The sequence below is a fragment of the Phenylobacterium sp. genome (assembly GCF_035569475.1).
Classification (GTDB): Bacteria; Pseudomonadota; Alphaproteobacteria; order Caulobacterales; family Caulobacteraceae; genus Phenylobacterium.
In genome coordinates this window covers 19,881-36,713 of sequence record NZ_DATMNA010000075.1, presented here as the reverse complement: position 1 = coordinate 36,713, position 16,833 = coordinate 19,881, and the positions used below count along the sequence as shown (strand labels likewise).

Here is a 16,833-nt window from a genome sequence, read left to right as displayed (position 1 = left end):
TTTATGGGGATCGGGAAGGCCAAGATGAGTCCGCGTCGGCGCGCGCTGCCTGCAGCTCGCCCCTGCCTTGCCCCCTGGGCCATGAAGCGCGCGCTGCTCGCCGGGGCCGCGGCGGCGGTGCTGTGGCCGGTCGCCGCCCTCGCCCAGGCCGGGCAGCAGCCGCCCGGCTATGACCAGAGCCCGCTGGGCAAGGAACAGCGCGGCCAGATCCTCAACGACACCAGCCGGACCCCCGAGCGGCCCAAGACCACCGCGCCCACGGTCACCGACGGCCTGAAGACGGGCGAGCTCTACATCGAGGCCGACGAGCTTTCCCGCGACGACAAGAACGGAATCACCACCGCCGAAGGCCATGTCGAGGTCCGCTACGAGGACCGGACGCTGCGCGCCGACAAGCTGGTCTACAAGGAGCCGCCGCCCCCGCCGCAGGGCCAGTCGCGGCCGCCGCACGACAAGGACGCCCCGGCCCAGGGGGTCATCCGCGCCTACGGCCACGTCCAGATCATCCACGACGACGGCGAGGTCGAATACGCCGACCAGATCACCCTCGACGACAAGATGCAGTCCGCCGTGGCCATCGGCTTCTCGGAGACGTTCAAGGACAAGCAGGCCAACCAGCAGATCAAGATCTCGGGCGACACCGCCGTACGCCGCTCGGAGGACCTGCAGGAGCTCAACAAGGCGATCTACACGCCCTGCCCGATCTGCACCGGCAACACGCCCAAGCGGCCGACCTGGTCGGTGAGCGCCGACCGCATCGTGCAGGACAGCGTCCACCACCTGATCTACTACCGCCACGCGAAGATCCACGTCCTGGGCGTGCCGATCATCTACCTGCCGCTGTTTTGGCACGCCGACCCGTCGGCGGAGCGCTCGTCGGGCCTCCTGGCGCCGCGGATCGGCGTCAGCAGCCGCCGCGGCTTCTCCTGGGACCAGCCCTACCTCCTGGTGCTGAGCCCCTCGGCCGACCTGACCATCGCCCCGCAGATCAACTCGAACGTCAATCCGTTCCTGAACCTCCACTTCCGGGAGCGCTTCGCCAACGGCGAACTCGACCTGCGCGCGGGCTATACCTACGAGAAGGACCTGGAGGGCGAAGGCACCAAGTTCGGGGACCTGACCAACCGCAGCTACATCCTGGGCCGCGGCGTCTTCCATCCCGACGACGACTGGACGCTGGGCTTCACGGCCGAACGGGCCTCCGACTCGCTGATCTTCGACAAGTACGACATCGGCAAGGTCTACCTGGCGCGCGGCCCCTATGTGGCCGACGACCGCCGCCTGATCAGCCAGGTCTACGCCATCCGCGAGGACGACACTTCCTACGCCTCGGTGGCGGCTTTCAGCATCCAGGGCCTGCGCCCGGGCGACAACAACCGCACCTTCCCGGTCGTGGCCCCGATCGTCGACACGCGCTTCGACGACCCCAACGACGTGCTGGGCGGGCGCCTGCGCTTCACGGCCAGCGCGGTCTCCCTGACCCGCTCCCAATCGCCGGACAACCCGGCCCTGAACCAGCCAGGTCTCGACAGCGCCCGCATCAGCGGCGGCCTCGACTGGCGGCGGATCTTCACCTCGGACAGCGGCCTGAGGGTCGAGCCGTTCGTGCAGATGCGGCTCGACGGCTACGACGTGCGCAACATCCTGACCGGCGTCACCACCACCAGCACCGCCAACCTCACCGAGGCGCGCGCGGTCGGCGTCGCGGGGGCCGACATCTCCTACCCGCTCTACCGCCGCTGGCACGACGCCACGGTGATCCTGGAGCCGCTGGCGCAGATCGCGGTCTCGCCGCACGCCGACCAGGTGACCATCGGCCACGACCCGACGACCGGAAAGCCGATCTACCTGGACGAGGATTCGATCGCCTTCGAATTCGACGAGACCACCCTCTTCCAGGCCGACAAGTTCCCCGGCTACGACCTCTACGAGGACGGCGTGCGCCTGAATGTCGCGGGTCGCGGCTCGATCCTGTGGGACGACGGGCGCCGCGCCAGCCTGCTGATCGGCCGCAGCTTCCGCGACAGCCCCAACAACGTCTTCGCCCCGGGCTCGGGCCTCACCACGCGCGCGTCGGACTGGGTCATCGCCGGCGACGCCCAGCCGATGAAGGGCCTGTCCTTCTTCGCCCGCACGCGGCTCGACACCGAGACCTTCCAGGTGCACCGCATCGAGGCGGGAGCGAACTTCAACGGCAAGTGGGGCTCGGGCTACATCCGCTACCTGAAGGACGATCAGGGGATCAACGGCACGCCGCTCAAGAACATGGACATGGGCGGCGACCTGAACCTCACCCAGCATTGGGGCCTGAGCGCCTACGGCAACCGCGACCTGATCCAGAACGCCTGGGTGATCCGCGACGTCGGCGTCTTCTACAAGGACGAATGCATCCGCGTGGATGTGTTCTATCGCCACGAAGACGTTATAATCGGGCGGCTGGGCTCCAGCGACCAACTGTCCGTACGCCTAACGCTCGCCACATTGGGCGCACCATTTTATGGCAGGTAGGCTTTGCGGCCGCACGCGGCCGAACGAGGGAACGAACTTATTCATGACGCGCGCGCGTAACGTCACGAGCCGAGGGGCGCGGGGCGCGGTGATCGCAACAGCCATGCTGGCTGTCGCCCTGCCCATCAGCCTCCAGGCCCAACCGCTGCGCGGGGCGGTCGGCGCGCCGCCGCCCGCCACCATGCCGGCGCCTTCGGCCGCCGCGCCGGCCTCGGCCCCGGCGCCCACGCCCGCCGCCTACACCCCGATGCGGCCGATGTCGGAGTCGGTCGCCGCCATCGTCAACGACGAGATCATCTCCACCTACGACCTCGCCCAGCGCATGCGCCTGCTGATCGCCACCACCGGCGTACAGCCGACCCAGGACAACCTGCAGGAATTCCAGCAGCAGGCCCTGCTGTCGCTGGTCGACGAGAGCCTGCAGATCCAGGAGCTGAAGCGCGTCCAGAAGGACCAGAAGGTGTCGATCATCGCCACCGACGACGAGGTCCAGGACGAGCTGAGCAGCATGGCCCAGCAGAACAACATGAAGCCCGACAACTTCATCGCGGTCCTGAAGAGCCAGGGGATCAGCTCGCAGACCCTCTACGACCAGATCCGCGCCCAGATGAGCTGGCAGCGCTGGATACGGGGCCGCTACGGCACGCGCCTGCGGATCGGCGAGGACCAGATCAAAGCCACCCAGGCCCGGCTGATCGCCGCGGCCTCGAAGCCGCAGTACGAGGTCAGCGAGGTGTTCATCGACGCCGGCCGCACCGGCGGCATGGACGCCGCGGTGAAGGGCGCCGCTCAGCTCGTCGCCCAACTGCAGCAGGGCGCGCCCTTCGCGGCCGTGGCCCGCCAGTTCTCCGGCGCCTCGACCGCCGCGTCGGGCGGCGACGCCGGCTGGATCAGCCAGGGCGAGATGCCGCCGGAGGTGGACACGGCGCTCGAGCAGCTCCGGCCCGGCCAGCTCTCGCAGCCGATCCCGGTGAAGGACGGGGTCTACATCGTCTACCTGCGCGACAAGCGAGCCGGCTCCGGCCAGACCCTGGTCAGCCTGAAACAGGCCGCCATCGCCCTGCCGGCCGAGGCCACCGCCGCCGACGTGGCGGCCGCCAAGACCAAGCTGGAAGGCGTCCGCGCCCAGATCAAGGACTGCGCCACGCTCGAGGCCACCGTCGGCAAGACGCCGGGCGTGGTGGCCGGCGACCTGGGCGAAGCCGAGATCGGCGACCTGCTGCCGGAGTTCGCCACGGCCGCCAAGGCCCTGCAGCCCGGCCAGCTCTCGCAGCCGATCCGCACCAAGGTCGGGCTGCACGTGCTGGCGGTCTGCGGCAAGCGCGCCGCCGGCGCCGCCCAGGTGGACCACGACCAGATCGAGAGCCGCCTCACCGGCCAGCAGCTCAGCATGATCTCGCGGCGTTACATGCGCGACCTGCGCAATTCCGCGACCATCGAGACCAGGTGAAACCGGGGCCGCTCGCCCTGAGCCTTGGCGACCCGGCCGGAATCGGACCGGAGATCATCGTCAAGGCCTGGCACGAGCTGCGCCATGGCGGGCCGCCGTTCATGGTGGTCGGCGACTACCAGTCCCTGGCCTCGGCCTCGGGCGGCGGGGGCTCGATCCTGAAACAGGTGATCGCCCCGGCCGAGGCCCTGGCGGTCTTCGCCGACGCCCTGCCGGTGCTCGACCTGCCCCTCAGGAGCCCCGTGGTGGCGGGCCAGCCGTCATCCTCCGCCGCGCCGTCGATCATCCAGTGGATCGAGACCGCCGTGGGCCTGGCGCTCTCCGGCGCCGTGCCCGGCGTGGTCACCGCTCCGATCGCCAAGGGGCCGCTCTACGAGGCCGGGTTCAAATTCCCCGGCCACACCGAGTTCCTGGGCGAACTCACCGCCGCCGAGCGGTTCGACGGCGCGCGCGGGCCGGTGATGATGCTGATCGCCGGCGACCTGCGGGTGGCGCTGGTCACGGTCCACACGCCCCTGGCCAAGGTTTCCTCGTCGCTGAGCGTCGAGGCCATCGTCAATGTCGGGCGGGTCACCGCCGACGCGCTGCGCCGCGACTTCGGCATCGCCCGGCCACGGCTGGCGGTGGCGGGGCTCAACCCCCACGCCGGCGAGGGCGGCGGGATCGGGCGCGAGGAGATCGAGATCGTCGTCCCGGCGATCGACGCCCTGCACGACCTGGGCATCGAGGTTTCCGGCCCCTACCCGGCCGACACCCTGTTCCCGGAGGCCATGCGCGCCAACTATGACGCGGCCATCTGCCTCTATCACGACCAGGCGCTGATCCCGGTGAAGATGCTGGATTTCTGGGGCGGGGTGAACGTCACCCTGGGCCTGCCGATCGTGCGCACCTCGCCCGACCACGGCACGGCCTTCGACATCGCCGGCCGCGGCCTGGCTCGCCCAGACAGCCTGATCGCCGCCATCCGCCTGGCCGACCGGCTGGCCCAGGCGCGGGCCAAAGAGGCGTAGACCGGGTGAGTCTCGACGCCCTCCCGCCGCTGCGCGAGGCCCTGGCGGCGCACGGCCTGATGGCCAAGAAGGCCTTCGGCCAGCACTTCCTGCTGGACCTGAACATCACCCGGAAGATCGCGCGGCTGGCCGAGCTTGCGCCGGGCGCCCGGGTGATCGAGGTCGGCCCCGGCCCCGGCGGCCTGACCCGCGCCCTGCTGGAGACCGGCGCGCGGGTCACCGCCATCGAGAAGGACCAGCGGTTCCGGCCCCTGCTGGAGGACCTCGCGGCCGCCGCCCCGACCGGGGCGCTCACGCTGTCCTTCGCCGACGCGCTCGCGGTCGACGAGGCGGCGCTGATGGCGGGCGAGCCGGGGCACGTGGTCTCCAACCTGCCCTACAACGTCGGCACCGCCCTGCTGATCAAGTGGCTGACCGGGCCGTGGACGCCGGCCTCGATGACCCTGATGTTCCAGAAGGAGGTGGCCCAGCGGATCGCCGCCCCCGTCGACGGCGACGCCTACGGGCGCCTGGCGGTGATCGCCCAGGCGACCTGCGCGGCGCAGACGGTGATGGACGTGCCGGCCCGGGCCTTCACCCCGCCGCCGAAGGTGGAGTCGGCCGTGGTCCGCCTGACGCCCCGCTCGGACCGTCCGGCGCCCGCCCGCCTGGACGCCCTGCAGAAGGTCACCGCCGCGGCCTTTGGCCAGCGCCGCAAGATGCTGCGCGCCAGCCTCAAGGGCCTGGGCGGCGAGGCGCTGATCGCTGCGGCCGGCCTCGATCCGCAGGCCCGCGCCGAGACCGTCGACGTCGACGGCTTCCTGCGGCTGGCGGACGCCTGGCTCGCCGCGCGGGCGACGCAGGCCGCCGGCGCCGTTGCCTAGGGCGGCGTCTGCGGCTCCTATGGCGGCGCTGTTCGCGAAGGAGACCGGATGCTGATCCTGCTGGGCGTGGCCGTCATCGTGGTCGGCTTCGCCATCCGTCTCAATCCGCTGCTGGTGGTGGTGGCCGCGGCGCTCACCAGCGGCTGGTTCGCGGGCCTGTCGCCGCTGCAGGTGATCGCGGCCTTCGGCAAGGCCTTCAACGAGAACCGCTTCGTCAGCGCCGCCTATCTGGTCCTGCCCCTGGTGGGCGTGCTGGAGCGCGCGGGCCTACGCGAGCAGGCGGGCCGGATCATCGGGCGGCTGCGGGGCGTCTCGGCCGGGCGGCTGCTGATCAGCTACATGGTCTTCCGCCAGCTCACGACGGCCGCGGGGTTGCAGCCGATCGCGGGCCACGCCCAGACCATCCGCCCGATCGTCGCCCCCATGGCCGAGGCCGCCGCCGAGGCCCGCGACGGGCCCCCGGCGCCCGCCACCCGCTACGCCATCCGCGCCATGGCCTCGGCCACCGACAATGTCGCGGTGTTCTTCAGCGAGGACATCTTCGTGGCCATGGGCTCGGTCCTGCTGATGGTGGGCTTCCTGACCTCGGCCAGGATCGTGCTCGACCCGATCCACCTGTCGGTCTGGGCGATCCCCTCGGCGCTGGCGGCCTTCGCCATCCACGCCACGCGGCTGGTGCTGTTCGACCGCCGTCTCGCCCGCCCGGCCCCGGCGGCGGCCCCTGAGGCGGTCCAGCCGTGATCAAGCTCGGCGCGGTCTACCTGCTGGCGGGCCTGATGTTCGCGGGCTTCGCGGCGTTCAGCGGCCTCGACCGCGCCAACCCCAAGCGCTGGGGCAACACCGCCTTCTGGACGCTGGTGGCGGTGAGCTTCCTGGCCGGCGACCGGCTGGGCGACCTCGGCAACGGGGTGCTGGTCCTCGGCCTGGCCCTGCTGGCGGGCCTGGGCTTCCTGGGCCGCAGCCGCCCGGCGACCACCTCGCCGGACGAGCGGATGGCGATGGCCGAGCGGTTCGGAAACCGCCTGTTCGTTCCCGCCCTGGTGCTGCCGCTGGCGGTCGCCCTGGGCGTGCTCGCGCTCAAACCCGTCCAGCTCGGCGGCGTGCCGCTGATGGATCCCAAACAGGCGACCCTGATCTCGCTCGCCCTGGCGGTCGTGGCCGCGCTGACGACAGCGCTGGCGTTGCTGCGGCAACCGCCGGCCGCGCCGATCCAGGAGGGCCGCCGGCTGGCCGATACCATCGGCTGGGCCGCCCTGCTGCCGCAGTATCTGGCGGCGCTCGGCGCGGTCTTCGCCCTGGCCGGGGTCGGCAACCAGATCGGCCACCTCGTCACCGCCTACCTGCCGGTCGACACCCGCTTCGCCGCCGTGAGCGTCTATTGCGTCGGCATGGCCGCCTTCACCATGCTGATGGGCAACGCCTTCGCCGCCTTCCCGGTGCTGACCGGCGGGGTGGCCATCCCGATCCTCGTCGGGCATTTCGGGGGCAATCCGGCGGTGATCGCCTCCATCGGCATGCTGTCGGGGTTCTGCGGCACGCTGATGACCCCGCTGGCCGCCAACTTCAACCTGGTGCCGTCGGCCCTGCTGGAGCTTCCCGATCGCTATGCGGTGATCAAGGCCCAGGTCCCGACCGCGCTCCTCATGCTGATCGTCAACACGGTGCTGATGTATGTCCTCGCCTTCCGATAGCCGCCTCACCCCGGACCTCGCCGCCAAGTTCGCCGGCATCGCGCTGGGCCATGTGACCCGCGAGTACCCGAACAAGCTCGACCATGTGCTGGAGGATCCGGCCGATGCGCGCGGGCCCCGCGACCTGCACCCCATCTTCTTCGGCAGCTTCGATTGGCACTCCTGCGTCCACGGCTACTGGCTGCTCGCGACCCTGCTGCGCCGCGAGCCCGGCATCCCGCAGGCCCGCGCCATCCGGGCGCTGTTCGACGACGCCTTCACGGCGGACAAGGTCGCGGGCGAGGTCGCCTATCTCGCCCGGCCCTCGTCGCGCGGGTTCGAGCGGCCCTACGGCTGGGGCTGGCTGCTCAAGCTGCAGGCGGAGCTGATGGCCCATGACGCGCCGTGGGCCGCGACCCACCAGCCGCTGGCCGAGGCCTTCGCGCAGCGCTTCCAGGATTTCCTGCCCAAGGCGTCCTATCCGATCCGCACCGGGGTGCATTCCTCCACCGCCTTCGCCATCGCCCTGGCCCAGGACTACGCGGCGGCCAGGGGCGATGCGGCGCTCTCGGCCCTGTTCACCGACAAGTGCCGCGCCTGGTATCTGGCCGACCGCGACGCCCCGGCCTGGGAGCCCTCGGGCGACGAGTTCCTCTCCGCCACCCTGATGGAGGCCGAGTGCCTGCGCCGCCTGCTGCCGGCGGCCGAGTTCGCGGCCTGGTTCGCGGACTTCCTGCCGCGCGCCGCCCGGCGCCAGCCGGCCAGCCTGTTCACCCCGGCCACGGTCTCCGACCGCAGCGATGGCAAGATCGCCCACCTGGACGGCCTCAACTTCTCGCGCGCCTGGTGCTGGCGCGAACTGGCCGCCGCGCTTCCCGCGGGCGATCCCCTGGCCGCCGTCGCCGAGGCCACGGCGCGCGAACACCTGGCCGCCAGCCTGCCCCACGTCGCCGGTGACTACATGGGCGAGCACTGGCTGGCCTCCTTCGCCCTCCTGGCGCTCACAGCCGGCGAAGTCGTTGGATAGATTACACAATCTTCACATTCGAGATTACATCTTCGTCACAATCGAAAGGAGCGCTTTTTCAGCGAACGGCGTGCTCAGAACGCGGAAATTGTGCGCCGCCCCCCGGCCAAAGCGCCAAAACCGCAGCCGAACCAGCCTACGCTTTCCGGCAGTGAGGGAAGTTCGTTTGCGAGGTCGGCTATGAAGCTCTGCGGTCAAATCTCAGTGGAACTGAGCGTCGGGGACTACATCGAGGCCGCCGATCACCAGAAGCGGCTGGAGGACATCCTCAAGCTGGTGCGCGACGCCTATCCGGAGGCCACCCTGGCGATGCGCGAACGCCGGCAGCGCAAGGCCCTGCCGTTGACCCGGGCCGCGCCGCGGGCCGCGGCCACCGGCGCCCTGAACCGCTACGCCGACGAATAGGGCTTCGGTGCGCCCGAGGGACTCCCTGCTGGAGGCGATCCTCGCCATGAAGGCGCTCGATGCCCGCATCAGCGTCAACGAGATCGTGGCCTTCCTCTATGTCTGCGAGAACGAGGGCCTCAGCGTCCAGGAACTGGCCTTCATCGCGGGCCTCACCCAGTCCACGGCCTCGCGCAGCCTGCGCGCCCTGGGCCGGCCGGGATCGGATTGGGCCCAGGCGCCGGCGCTGGGCCTGGTGGATGCCTTCCTCAATCCCGCCGACGGCCGCAGCCATGTCGTCCACCTGAGCGACGGGGGCCGGGCGCTGCGCGGCCGCCTCGACGAGATGATCCGCCGCGCCGTGACCATCGACTATCAAAGTTGACCGGGGTTTCCAGTTTTCGCCCAGAAAATTCCATGCATAGTTGCGGCAATCTCACGACCGAATACTCGAATGTCACGCTGTTACGTCAGATGAACGCAAGTTAACTGTCGCGGCGGCGATTCCTGTGGTTGGCTCCCCTCACCTGGGGACGCGCGAACCGCTATGGCCTATCCACTTGACCGATTGGACGTGCAGATTCTGGGGGCCCTGCAGGAGAACAACCAGGCCACGGCCCAGGTCCTGGCCGACCGGGTGCCCCTGTCGCCCTCGGCGATCCTGCGCCGCATCCGGCAGTACCGGGACGAAGGGGTCATCTCCGCAGACGTCTCCATCATCGAACCGGCGCAGGTCGGCGAGCGGATCTCCGTCATCATGATGGTCCAGCTTGAGCGCCACTCCCCCGCGGCGGTCAGCGAGTTCCGCTCCCACCTCTGCCGTTCGCCCCAGGTGCAGGTGTGCATGGAAATCTCCGGCGCCTATGACATCTCCTGCATCGCGATCTTCCGCGGCATGGAGGAGTTCAACGCCTTCACCGACGCCAACATCGCCGGTCATCCCGCGGTTCGGCGCTATGAGGCGAGCTTCGTCAAGAAGCGCGTAAAATTCACCACGGCGATCCCGCTATAGGGGGCCAGATCCAGATACATTCAAAGTCGACTACAATCTAATCCGATATGATTACTTTGCTCTTTGTGTCCATTTCGAGACACGTACGCCACATTACCAATGTTACATCGATATCCGCGTTGACGCTTTCCTACAGCACTAAGTAACTCCACCCCAACCGAGGTCTCCACGAGGAGTCCCCGGGACTGAGATTTGTTTGGGGGCTGGCCGGCTCGTCGCGAGCACGGCGGCTGGAGGAGTTGACCTTGAAAATTCAAAACACCCGGGAGCGCCTGCTGGCTTCTTCCATGATCTGCGGCGCGGCCTTCCTCGGCCTGTCCGCGACCCAGGCCTTCGCCGCGGCCGCCGATGCGAACGGGGACGTCGCCGAGATCGTCGTGACCGGCACGCGCATCCCGTCGCCGAACCTGACCTCCATCGCGCCCGTGACCACGGTCGGCAACGCCGACATCAAGGCCCAGGGCGTCACCCGGATCGAAGACATCACCAACTCCCTGCCGCAGGTCTTCGCCGGCCAGGGCTCCTCGATCACCAACGGCGCGACCGGCGCGGCCACCGTCGACCTGCGCGGCCTCGGCCCCAACCGCACCCTGGTGCTGATCGACAACCGCCGCCTGATGGGGGGCGATCCGACCGCGCGCGTCACCGGCTCGGCCGCCGACCTGAACTTCATCCCGGCCGCCCTGGTGGAGCGGGTGGACGTGCTGACCGGCGGCGCCTCGGCGACCTACGGCGCCGACGCCGTGGCCGGCGTCGTCAACTTCATCATGGTCAAGAACTTCGAGGGCGTGCGGATCGACGCCCAGTACTCGGGTTATCAGCACACCAACGACAACGGAATCGGCCAGTCGGCCCTGGCGGCCGCGCGGGCGACCGCCCTGATCCCGTCCCAGTACGCCTCGCCGGCGCATAACATCTGGGAAGGCGAGGGCTCGGAGGTGAGCTTCGTGATCGGCGTCAACGCGCCGGACGGCAAGGGCAACGTCACCGCCTACGCCACCTACCGCCAGAACAACCCGATCCTGGAAGCCGACCGCGACTTCAGCGCCTGCACATTGGCCTCAACGGCGGCCGGCTTCGGCTGCTCCGGCTCCGGCACCGCCTATCCGGCCCGCGTCGGCGGCTTCACGGTCGACCCGACCACCTTCAACACCTTCCGGCCGCGCAACGCGACGACCGACGTGTTCAACTTCGGCCCGGCCAACTTCTTCGTGCGGCCTGACGAGCGCTACAACCTGGGCGCCTTCGCCCACTACGAGATCGCGCCCTGGGCCACGGCGTACATGGACACCATGTTCATGGACGACCTGTCGACGGCCCAGATCGCGGCCGGCGGCATCTTCGCCAGCACCTTCAGCGTCAACTGCGCCAACCCCTTCCTGACCGCCCAGGAAAAAGGCCTGCTGGTCCCGACCGCCGCCACCGGCGGCGGCACCTGCGCCACCAACCCGAACGGCGTCTTCACCGGCACCGTCGCGCGGCGCCTGCTCTCCGCCGAGCAGACCGGTCGCCTCACCCAGTTCCGCCACACCGACTTCCGGATCGTGCTCGGCCTCAAGGGCGACCTGGGCAAGAACTGGAACTACGACGGCTATATGCAATACGGCTCCGTCGCCGTCGCCAACCGCCAGAGCGGCAACTTCGACACCACCCGGATCAACCAGTCGCTGAACGCCATCGCCGGCCCCGGCGGGGCCCCGATCTGCAACCCGGCCGCCAACCCCGACCCGGGCTGCGTGCCGATCAACATCTTCTCCTCGGCGCTGATCTCACCGCAGGCGATCAACTTCCTGTCGATCAACAGCTTCAACAGCGGCAACATCACCGAGCGGGTGGTGAGCCTGGCCTTCACCGGCAAGCTGGCGGACTATGGGATCAAGAGCGCCTGGGCCAGCGAAGGCGTGGGCGTCGCGCTCGGCGCCGAGTACCGCCGCGAGCATCTCGACACCGTCGCCGACTTCCTGGCCAACAACGGCCTGGTGAACGGCAACGGCGGGGCCAATCCGCCGGTCAGCGGCAGCTTCGACGTCTATGAGCTGTTCGGCGAGGCGCGCGTGCCGCTGATCAGCGACATGCCCTTCGCCAAGGACCTGACCCTCGAGCTCGGCTACCGCTTCTCCGACTATTCCTCCATCGGCAACACCAACACCTACAAGGTGGCCGGCGAGTGGGAGGTGGTCGACGGCGTACGCTTCCGGGCGGGCTACAACCGCGCCGTCCGCGCGCCCAACGTGATCGAGCTGTTCGCGCCGCAGAACGTCGTCCTCGACGGCACGGCCGACCCCTGCGCCGGCCTGACCGCGGCGAGCCCCCTGGTCGCCACCTGCGCCAACCTCTTCCACCTGACCACGGCCCAGGTCCTGGCCATCGAGAAGAACCCGGCCAACCAGTACAACGGCCAGACCGGCGGCAACCCGAACCTGAAGCCGGAGATCAGTGACACCTACACTGCCGGCCTCGTGTTCCAGCCGACCTTCGCGCCGGGCCTGTCGGTCTCGCTCGACTACTTCAACATCAAGGTCGACCAGTTCATCACCCGCATCGGGGCGACGCTGGAGCTCAACCAGTGCGTCAACACCGGCAATCCGGTGTTCTGCAACCTGGTGCACCGCGACGCCAACGGCTCGCTGTTCCTCACCAACCAGGGCTTCGTGCAGGACACCACGCTCAACACCGGCTCGCTGAAGACCTCCGGCGTCGACCTGAACGTCAACTACCACACCCAGCTTTCGGCCATCGGCCTGGGCGACAACGGCTCGATCTCGGCCACCATGGTCGGGACCTGGCTCAACGACACAATCACCCAGCCCCTGCCGGGCGGCCCGTCGTACGACTGCAAGGGCCTCTATGGCCCGATCTGCCTGACACCGTCTCCCGAATGGCGCCACAAGGCCCGCGTGACCTGGAACACCCCGTACTCGTACGGCGACTGGTTCAAGAGCCTGAGCCTGTCGGCCCAATGGCGCTACTTCAGCAAGGTGACGCTCGACGCCTACGACGCCAACCCGCAGCTCAACAACCCGGGCAACCAGTTCCCCAACGAGCGAGTGCTGGCGGCCCAGAACTACATCGACCTGACGGCGAACTTCACGGTCCACAACAACCTGAACTTCCGGGTCGGCGTGAACAATGTGTTCGACAAGGACCCGCCGCTGTCCGGCACCAACCTGCCCGCCACGACCGGCAACGGGAACACCTTCCCGCAGGTCTACGACGCGCTCGGCCGGTTCGTGTTCGTCGGCCTCACCGCCGACTTCTAGGCTCAGGCCTATCTCACGAGAGGGGCGGCGGAGCGATCCGCCGCCCTTGCCGTCAGCGCTCGTCGAACAGGCGCCGCAGCACCATCGGCGCCAGGCCCGGCAGGTCCTCGGAGATCAGGCCCGGCCCATGCAGCTCGGCGGCCTCCGCGTGGATCCAGGCTCCGGCGCAGGCGGCCTCGAAGCTGTCCATCCCCTGCGCCACCAGGCCGCCGATGAAGCCGGCCAGGACATCGCCGGAGCCGGCGGTGGCCAGCCATGGCGAGCCGTTGCCGTTCACCGCGCAACGGCCGTCCGGCGCGGCCACCACCGTGTCGGCGCCCTTCAGCAGCACCACCGCCCCGGCCCGCTCGGCCGCGGTGCGCGCAGCGGTGATCCGCTCCGGCGAGGCGGCCAGCAGGCCCGGGAACAGGCGCTCGAACTCCCCAGGATGCGGCGTCAGCACGTCGTCGCGGTCGAGCAGCGAGAACAGCTCCTCCGGATCGTCGCGGAAGACGGTGATGGCGTCGGCGTCGAGGATCAGGGCGGCGCCGGTGCGCGCCAGGGCCAGCACGTTCAGCAGGGTGGGCTCGCCGACGCCGGCCGCCGGCCCGATCACCGCGGCGTCCGCCTCCTTGGCCGCCTGCTCTAGCTCCAGGTCGGTCTCGAAGGGCCGCAGCATCACCGCTTCCAGGTGCGCGGCGTTGATCGGCAGGGCCTCCGGCGGCGACAGCACCGTCACCAGACCGGCCCCGATCCGCAGGCCCGCCCGCGCCGCCAACCGCGCGGCCCCGGTCTGCCAGGCCTCGCCGCTGACCACCACCAGGCGGCCGCGTGCGTGCTTGTGCGAGGCCGCCGAGGGCCAAGGCAGCCGCGGCAGCCACAGCTCCGGGCCGTTCTCCACCGTCTGGCTATCCGTGGCGCCCAGGCCGATATCCGCCACGATGACCTCGCCGCAGCGCCCGTGGCCGGGCTCCAGCAGGTGCGCCGGCTTCTTGGCGTGGAAGGTCACGGTCACCGCCGCGCGCGCCGCGGGCCCGAGCGGCTTTCCGGTGTCGCCCGGCACGCCGCTGGGCACGTCCACCGCCACCACCTGCTCCGGCGCCTCGGCCATCGCCAAGGCCGCCGCCGCCGCCGGGCCCTCCAGGGGCCGCGAGAGCCCCGCGCCGAACAGGGCGTCGATCCACAGGCCGGGCTCCAGGGCCCCGTTCAGCGCCTGGGTCGGGCCGTCCCAGCGGGCGCTGGCGGCCTGGGCGTCCTGGGTGACGGGTTCGCCGAAGCTCCTCACCTCCACCGGCCAGCCGCGGTCCTTGAGCAGGCGCGCCGCCACATAGCCGTCGCCGCCGTTGTTGCCCGGCCCGCAGAGCACCGTCGTCGCCTGCCGGGCGAACCGGGCGCAGACCGCGTCGGCCACCGCGACGCCGGCGCGCTCCATCAAGGTCAGGCCGGGTGTCCCCGCCGCGATCGCCGCGGCGTCGGCCCGCCCCATCTGCTCGACCGTGAGGATCTGACGCAGGTTCAAACGCTTACCGCCCCATCCTAAAGCACGCCCGTGGTCGCTTCGCGGCCCTTCTCCACCAAGGTGAGGGTTGCGCCGTCGGATTCCAATATGGTGATCGACGCATGATCGGGGCGGAAGGCCAGCACCTGGGGCACGCCCAGCAATTGCGAGACCACCGCATTGGTCGCCACATAGTGCGAGAAGACCGCGGTGTTTCCCCGGCCCGCGAGCGACGCGGTGATCTCCCGCCGCCAGGCCTCGTAGTCGAGATCGCCCTCGATTTCCGCCCAGGTCCCGGCGAAGGCCTTGCGCAGCCACGGCCCGCGCTCGTCCGCCGACAGCGCCGCCGGCGTCGGGATCTCCCCCACCCGCGCGTCGACCTCGATCTCCACGCCCAGGGCCTGGGCCGTGGGCTCAGCGGTCTCGCGGCAGCGGCGCAGCGGCGAGCTCACCACCTTGGCGGGCCGTTGGTGCACCGGCAGCGCCATCAGCCAGTCGCGCGCCGCGCGGGCCTGGGCCCGGCCGGTCTCGTCCAGGCCCGGATCGTCGTCGTCCCCGCCCCAGGTGGCGGAGGGCTTGCCGTGGCGGATCAGATAGAGGCGGGCCATGGGCGCTTTCAGTCGGGGATGAAGAGATTGGGCTGACCGTCGGCGCCGGGCGTGGCGCGGCCCGTCCGCCCTACCTGCTCGCCCTGCTCCAGGCCGGCCAGGGTCGCAGGGTCGTTGGGCGTATAGGCGGCGAAGCGGCGGCCCGCCTCGTCGCGGCCGATGACGATGCCCATGAACGGCCCCTCGCGGCGGTGGACGACGGTGTAGGTCTCGATCCTGGCCGGCCCTTGCGGCGCCTCGGTGACAACGGGATGCGGCAGGGCGTCGATCTCAGCCTGCAGCACCTTGGGATCCTGCCGCTCGAACGGCCGCTTCGGCCGCCGCGCCGAATAGACGCCGGTGGACTGCTTGGTCAGGTACCAGCCGTTGGCGGTCACCAGCCCATAGGCCTCGCGCGCCGCGCGCAGCTTGCCGGCCATCACCGCGATGGAGTGCATGGCGTAGTTGTTCCCCGGCCCGCCGGCGTAGGGCAGCCCGCCGGTCACCGTCAGTCCGCGCGGATCGTCCAGCGCCAGCCCCAGCTCCTCGGCGCCGATCTCCACGGCCACCGGGAAGCAGGAGTAGAGGTCGATGAAGCCGATGTCGCCCAGGCCCACGCCGGCCATCTCCAAGGCCCGCTGGCCGGTCAGGCGCATGGCCGGGCTCGAATGGAAGTCCTGCCGGTCCAGGGGATGCCACAGGTCGGCCGCGTCGGCGCAGCCGTGCAGGTAGATCCACTTCTCCTCCGGCACGCCCAGCTCGCGCGCCTTGGCCTCGCTGGCCAGGATCACGCCGGCGGACTGGTCCACCTCCATGATGGCGTTGAGCAGCTTCGGATAGGGGAAGCCCACCATCCGGTTCTTTTCGGAGACGGCGACCAGTTCCTCGGCGGTGCGCGCCGTCTGGAACCAGGCGTCCGGGTTCTGGGCCGCCACCTGCGTGAACGGCGCGAACAGCCGGCCCAGCCGCGCCTGGTGGTCGGCGATCGAGCGGCCGTCGCGCGCCCGGAGCGCGTTCTCGAACAGCGGATAGCAGTTGATCGGCCGTCCCAGCCCATGGCGCGCCTCGTAGGGACTGACGCCGTTGCGGGGGTCGCCGATCCGCTCCGGCGGCGGCAGGTCGGCGTCCTCATGCCAGTCGTCGAAGCCCAGGCCCCGGGTCAGCCGCTTCATCGCCGAGCCCAGGAACTCGCAGCCCACCGCCAGCGCCAGGTCGGTCTCGCCCTTTGCGATCCGCTCGGCGATCACATTGACCAACTGCTGGGGCGTGTTTCCGCCCATGTGCGAATAGACCGCCCAGCGGGGGGCGGCGCCGAATTCCTTGGCAAGGCTGGCGGGCGGGTTGCTGGAATGGGGGATCATGCCGCGGTTCGAACCCGGGGCGTCGATGGTGAAGCCGGCCACCGCCAGGGTGTCGATCGCCGCCAGGCCGGCGGCCCCGACGCCGGCGTCCGCCGCCGCGCGTTCCGCCGCAATCTTCAGCAGGGCGACCGGTGACGGTGAAGCTGCCGCATCGCCCCGATAGGTGAATTGGCCCGCTCCGATCAGAACTGGGGTCCTGCCGTCCATGCTTCGCCTGCCCTCCG

14 protein-coding genes are annotated in these 16,833 nt (G+C 70.1%); 11 read left to right on the top strand and 3 right to left on the bottom strand.

The features are described from left to right. Positions 1–81: 81 nt before the first annotated feature. The 11 genes from VNW53_RS11045 to VNW53_RS10995 all read left to right on the top strand — a co-directional run bounded on the left by VNW53_RS11045 (position 82) and on the right by VNW53_RS10995 (position 13,184). Positions 82–2,508: an LPS-assembly protein LptD gene (locus tag VNW53_RS11045; RefSeq protein WP_325555697.1), complete on the top strand. Its 2,427-nt coding sequence runs from the start codon at positions 82–84 to the stop codon at positions 2,506–2,508. Between the two features lie 88 nt (positions 2,509–2,596). Further along, on the top strand, positions 2,597–3,958 hold the full coding sequence (locus tag VNW53_RS11040) for a peptidylprolyl isomerase (protein WP_325555696.1): 1,362 nt from the start codon (positions 2,597–2,599) through the stop codon (positions 3,956–3,958). Beyond that, complete coding sequence (gene pdxA, locus VNW53_RS11035; protein WP_325555694.1) at positions 3,955–4,968, top strand: 4-hydroxythreonine-4-phosphate dehydrogenase PdxA; 1,014 nt, start codon at positions 3,955–3,957, stop codon at positions 4,966–4,968. Before VNW53_RS11040 ends, pdxA begins: the two co-directional genes overlap by 4 nt. 5 nt (positions 4,969–4,973) lie before the next feature. Next, the gene (gene rsmA / locus VNW53_RS11030; protein ID WP_325555693.1) at positions 4,974–5,831 is read left to right on the top strand and encodes a 16S rRNA (adenine(1518)-N(6)/adenine(1519)-N(6))-dimethyltransferase RsmA; all 858 of its coding nucleotides are present in this window, start codon (positions 4,974–4,976) and stop codon (positions 5,829–5,831) included. A gap of 48 nt (positions 5,832–5,879) precedes the next feature. Then, positions 5,880–6,572 carry a DUF969 domain-containing protein gene (locus tag VNW53_RS11025; RefSeq protein ID WP_325555691.1) on the top strand — a complete coding sequence of 231 codons (693 nt, stop codon included), beginning with the start codon at positions 5,880–5,882 and terminating at the stop codon, positions 6,570–6,572. Further along, complete coding sequence (locus tag VNW53_RS11020) at positions 6,569–7,522, top strand: DUF979 domain-containing protein (RefSeq protein ID WP_325555690.1); 954 nt, start codon at positions 6,569–6,571, stop codon at positions 7,520–7,522. The genes VNW53_RS11025 and VNW53_RS11020 overlap by 4 nt, the downstream gene beginning before the upstream one ends. After that, on the top strand, positions 7,503–8,528 hold the full coding sequence (locus VNW53_RS11015) for a DUF2891 domain-containing protein (protein ID WP_325555688.1): 1,026 nt from the start codon (positions 7,503–7,505) through the stop codon (positions 8,526–8,528). The genes VNW53_RS11020 and VNW53_RS11015 overlap by 20 nt, the downstream gene beginning before the upstream one ends. Positions 8,529–8,732: 204 nt before the next feature. Then, positions 8,733–8,933, top strand: coding sequence for a hypothetical protein (locus VNW53_RS11010; RefSeq protein WP_325555687.1), 201 nt, complete (start codon positions 8,733–8,735; stop codon positions 8,931–8,933). 7 nt (positions 8,934–8,940) lie between these two features. Beyond that, a complete protein-coding gene (locus VNW53_RS11005; protein WP_325555686.1) occupies positions 8,941–9,297 on the top strand; it encodes a MarR family winged helix-turn-helix transcriptional regulator in 357 nt (118 codons plus the stop codon). 162 nt (positions 9,298–9,459) lie between these two features. Then, complete coding sequence (locus VNW53_RS11000) at positions 9,460–9,924, top strand: Lrp/AsnC family transcriptional regulator (RefSeq protein WP_325555684.1); 465 nt, start codon at positions 9,460–9,462, stop codon at positions 9,922–9,924. Between the two features lie 245 nt (positions 9,925–10,169). After that, on the top strand, positions 10,170–13,184 hold the full coding sequence (locus VNW53_RS10995; RefSeq protein WP_325555683.1) for a TonB-dependent receptor plug domain-containing protein: 3,015 nt from the start codon (positions 10,170–10,172) through the stop codon (positions 13,182–13,184). 52 nt (positions 13,185–13,236) lie between these two features. Here VNW53_RS10995 and VNW53_RS10990 read toward each other — a convergent pair whose 3' ends face one another. From VNW53_RS10990 to VNW53_RS10980, 3 genes are read right to left on the bottom strand one after another with little or no spacing between them, the layout of a single operon-like run. After that, the gene (locus tag VNW53_RS10990) at positions 13,237–14,649 is read right to left on the bottom strand and encodes an NAD(P)H-hydrate dehydratase (protein WP_325555748.1); all 1,413 of its coding nucleotides are present in this window, start codon (positions 14,647–14,649) and stop codon (positions 13,237–13,239) included. Positions 14,650–14,699: 50 nt separating this feature from the next. Beyond that, on the bottom strand, positions 14,700–15,269 hold the full coding sequence (locus VNW53_RS10985; RefSeq protein WP_325555682.1) for a histidine phosphatase family protein: 570 nt from the start codon (positions 15,267–15,269) through the stop codon (positions 14,700–14,702). 8 nt (positions 15,270–15,277) lie between these two features. Continuing rightward, positions 15,278–16,816 (bottom strand): acetyl-CoA acetyltransferase, encoded by a 1,539-nt coding sequence (locus VNW53_RS10980; protein ID WP_325555681.1) that lies wholly within the window; start codon positions 16,814–16,816, stop codon positions 15,278–15,280. Positions 16,817–16,833: the final 17 nt, after the last annotated feature.

What these genes read in the sequence shown, in the direction of transcription:
- VNW53_RS11015 (WP_325555688.1), top strand. Translation starts at nt 7,503, where the DNA reads ATGTCCTCGCCTTCCGATAGCCGCCTCACCCCGGACCTCGCCGCCAAG.
- VNW53_RS10990 (WP_325555748.1), bottom strand. Translation starts at nt 14,649, where the DNA reads ATGGGGCGGGCCGACGCCGCGGCGATCGCGGCGGGGACACCCGGCCTG.
- VNW53_RS10985 (WP_325555682.1), bottom strand. Translation starts at nt 15,269, where the DNA reads ATGGCCCGCCTCTATCTGATCCGCCACGGCAAGCCCTCCGCCACCTGG.
- VNW53_RS10980 (WP_325555681.1), bottom strand. Translation starts at nt 16,816, where the DNA reads ATGGACGGCAGGACCCCAGTTCTGATCGGAGCGGGCCAATTCACCTAT.
- VNW53_RS11025 (WP_325555691.1), top strand. Translation starts at nt 5,880, where the DNA reads ATGCTGATCCTGCTGGGCGTGGCCGTCATCGTGGTCGGCTTCGCCATC.
- VNW53_RS11045 (WP_325555697.1), top strand. Translation starts at nt 82, where the DNA reads ATGAAGCGCGCGCTGCTCGCCGGGGCCGCGGCGGCGGTGCTGTGGCCG.
- VNW53_RS11000 (WP_325555684.1), top strand. Translation starts at nt 9,460, where the DNA reads ATGGCCTATCCACTTGACCGATTGGACGTGCAGATTCTGGGGGCCCTG.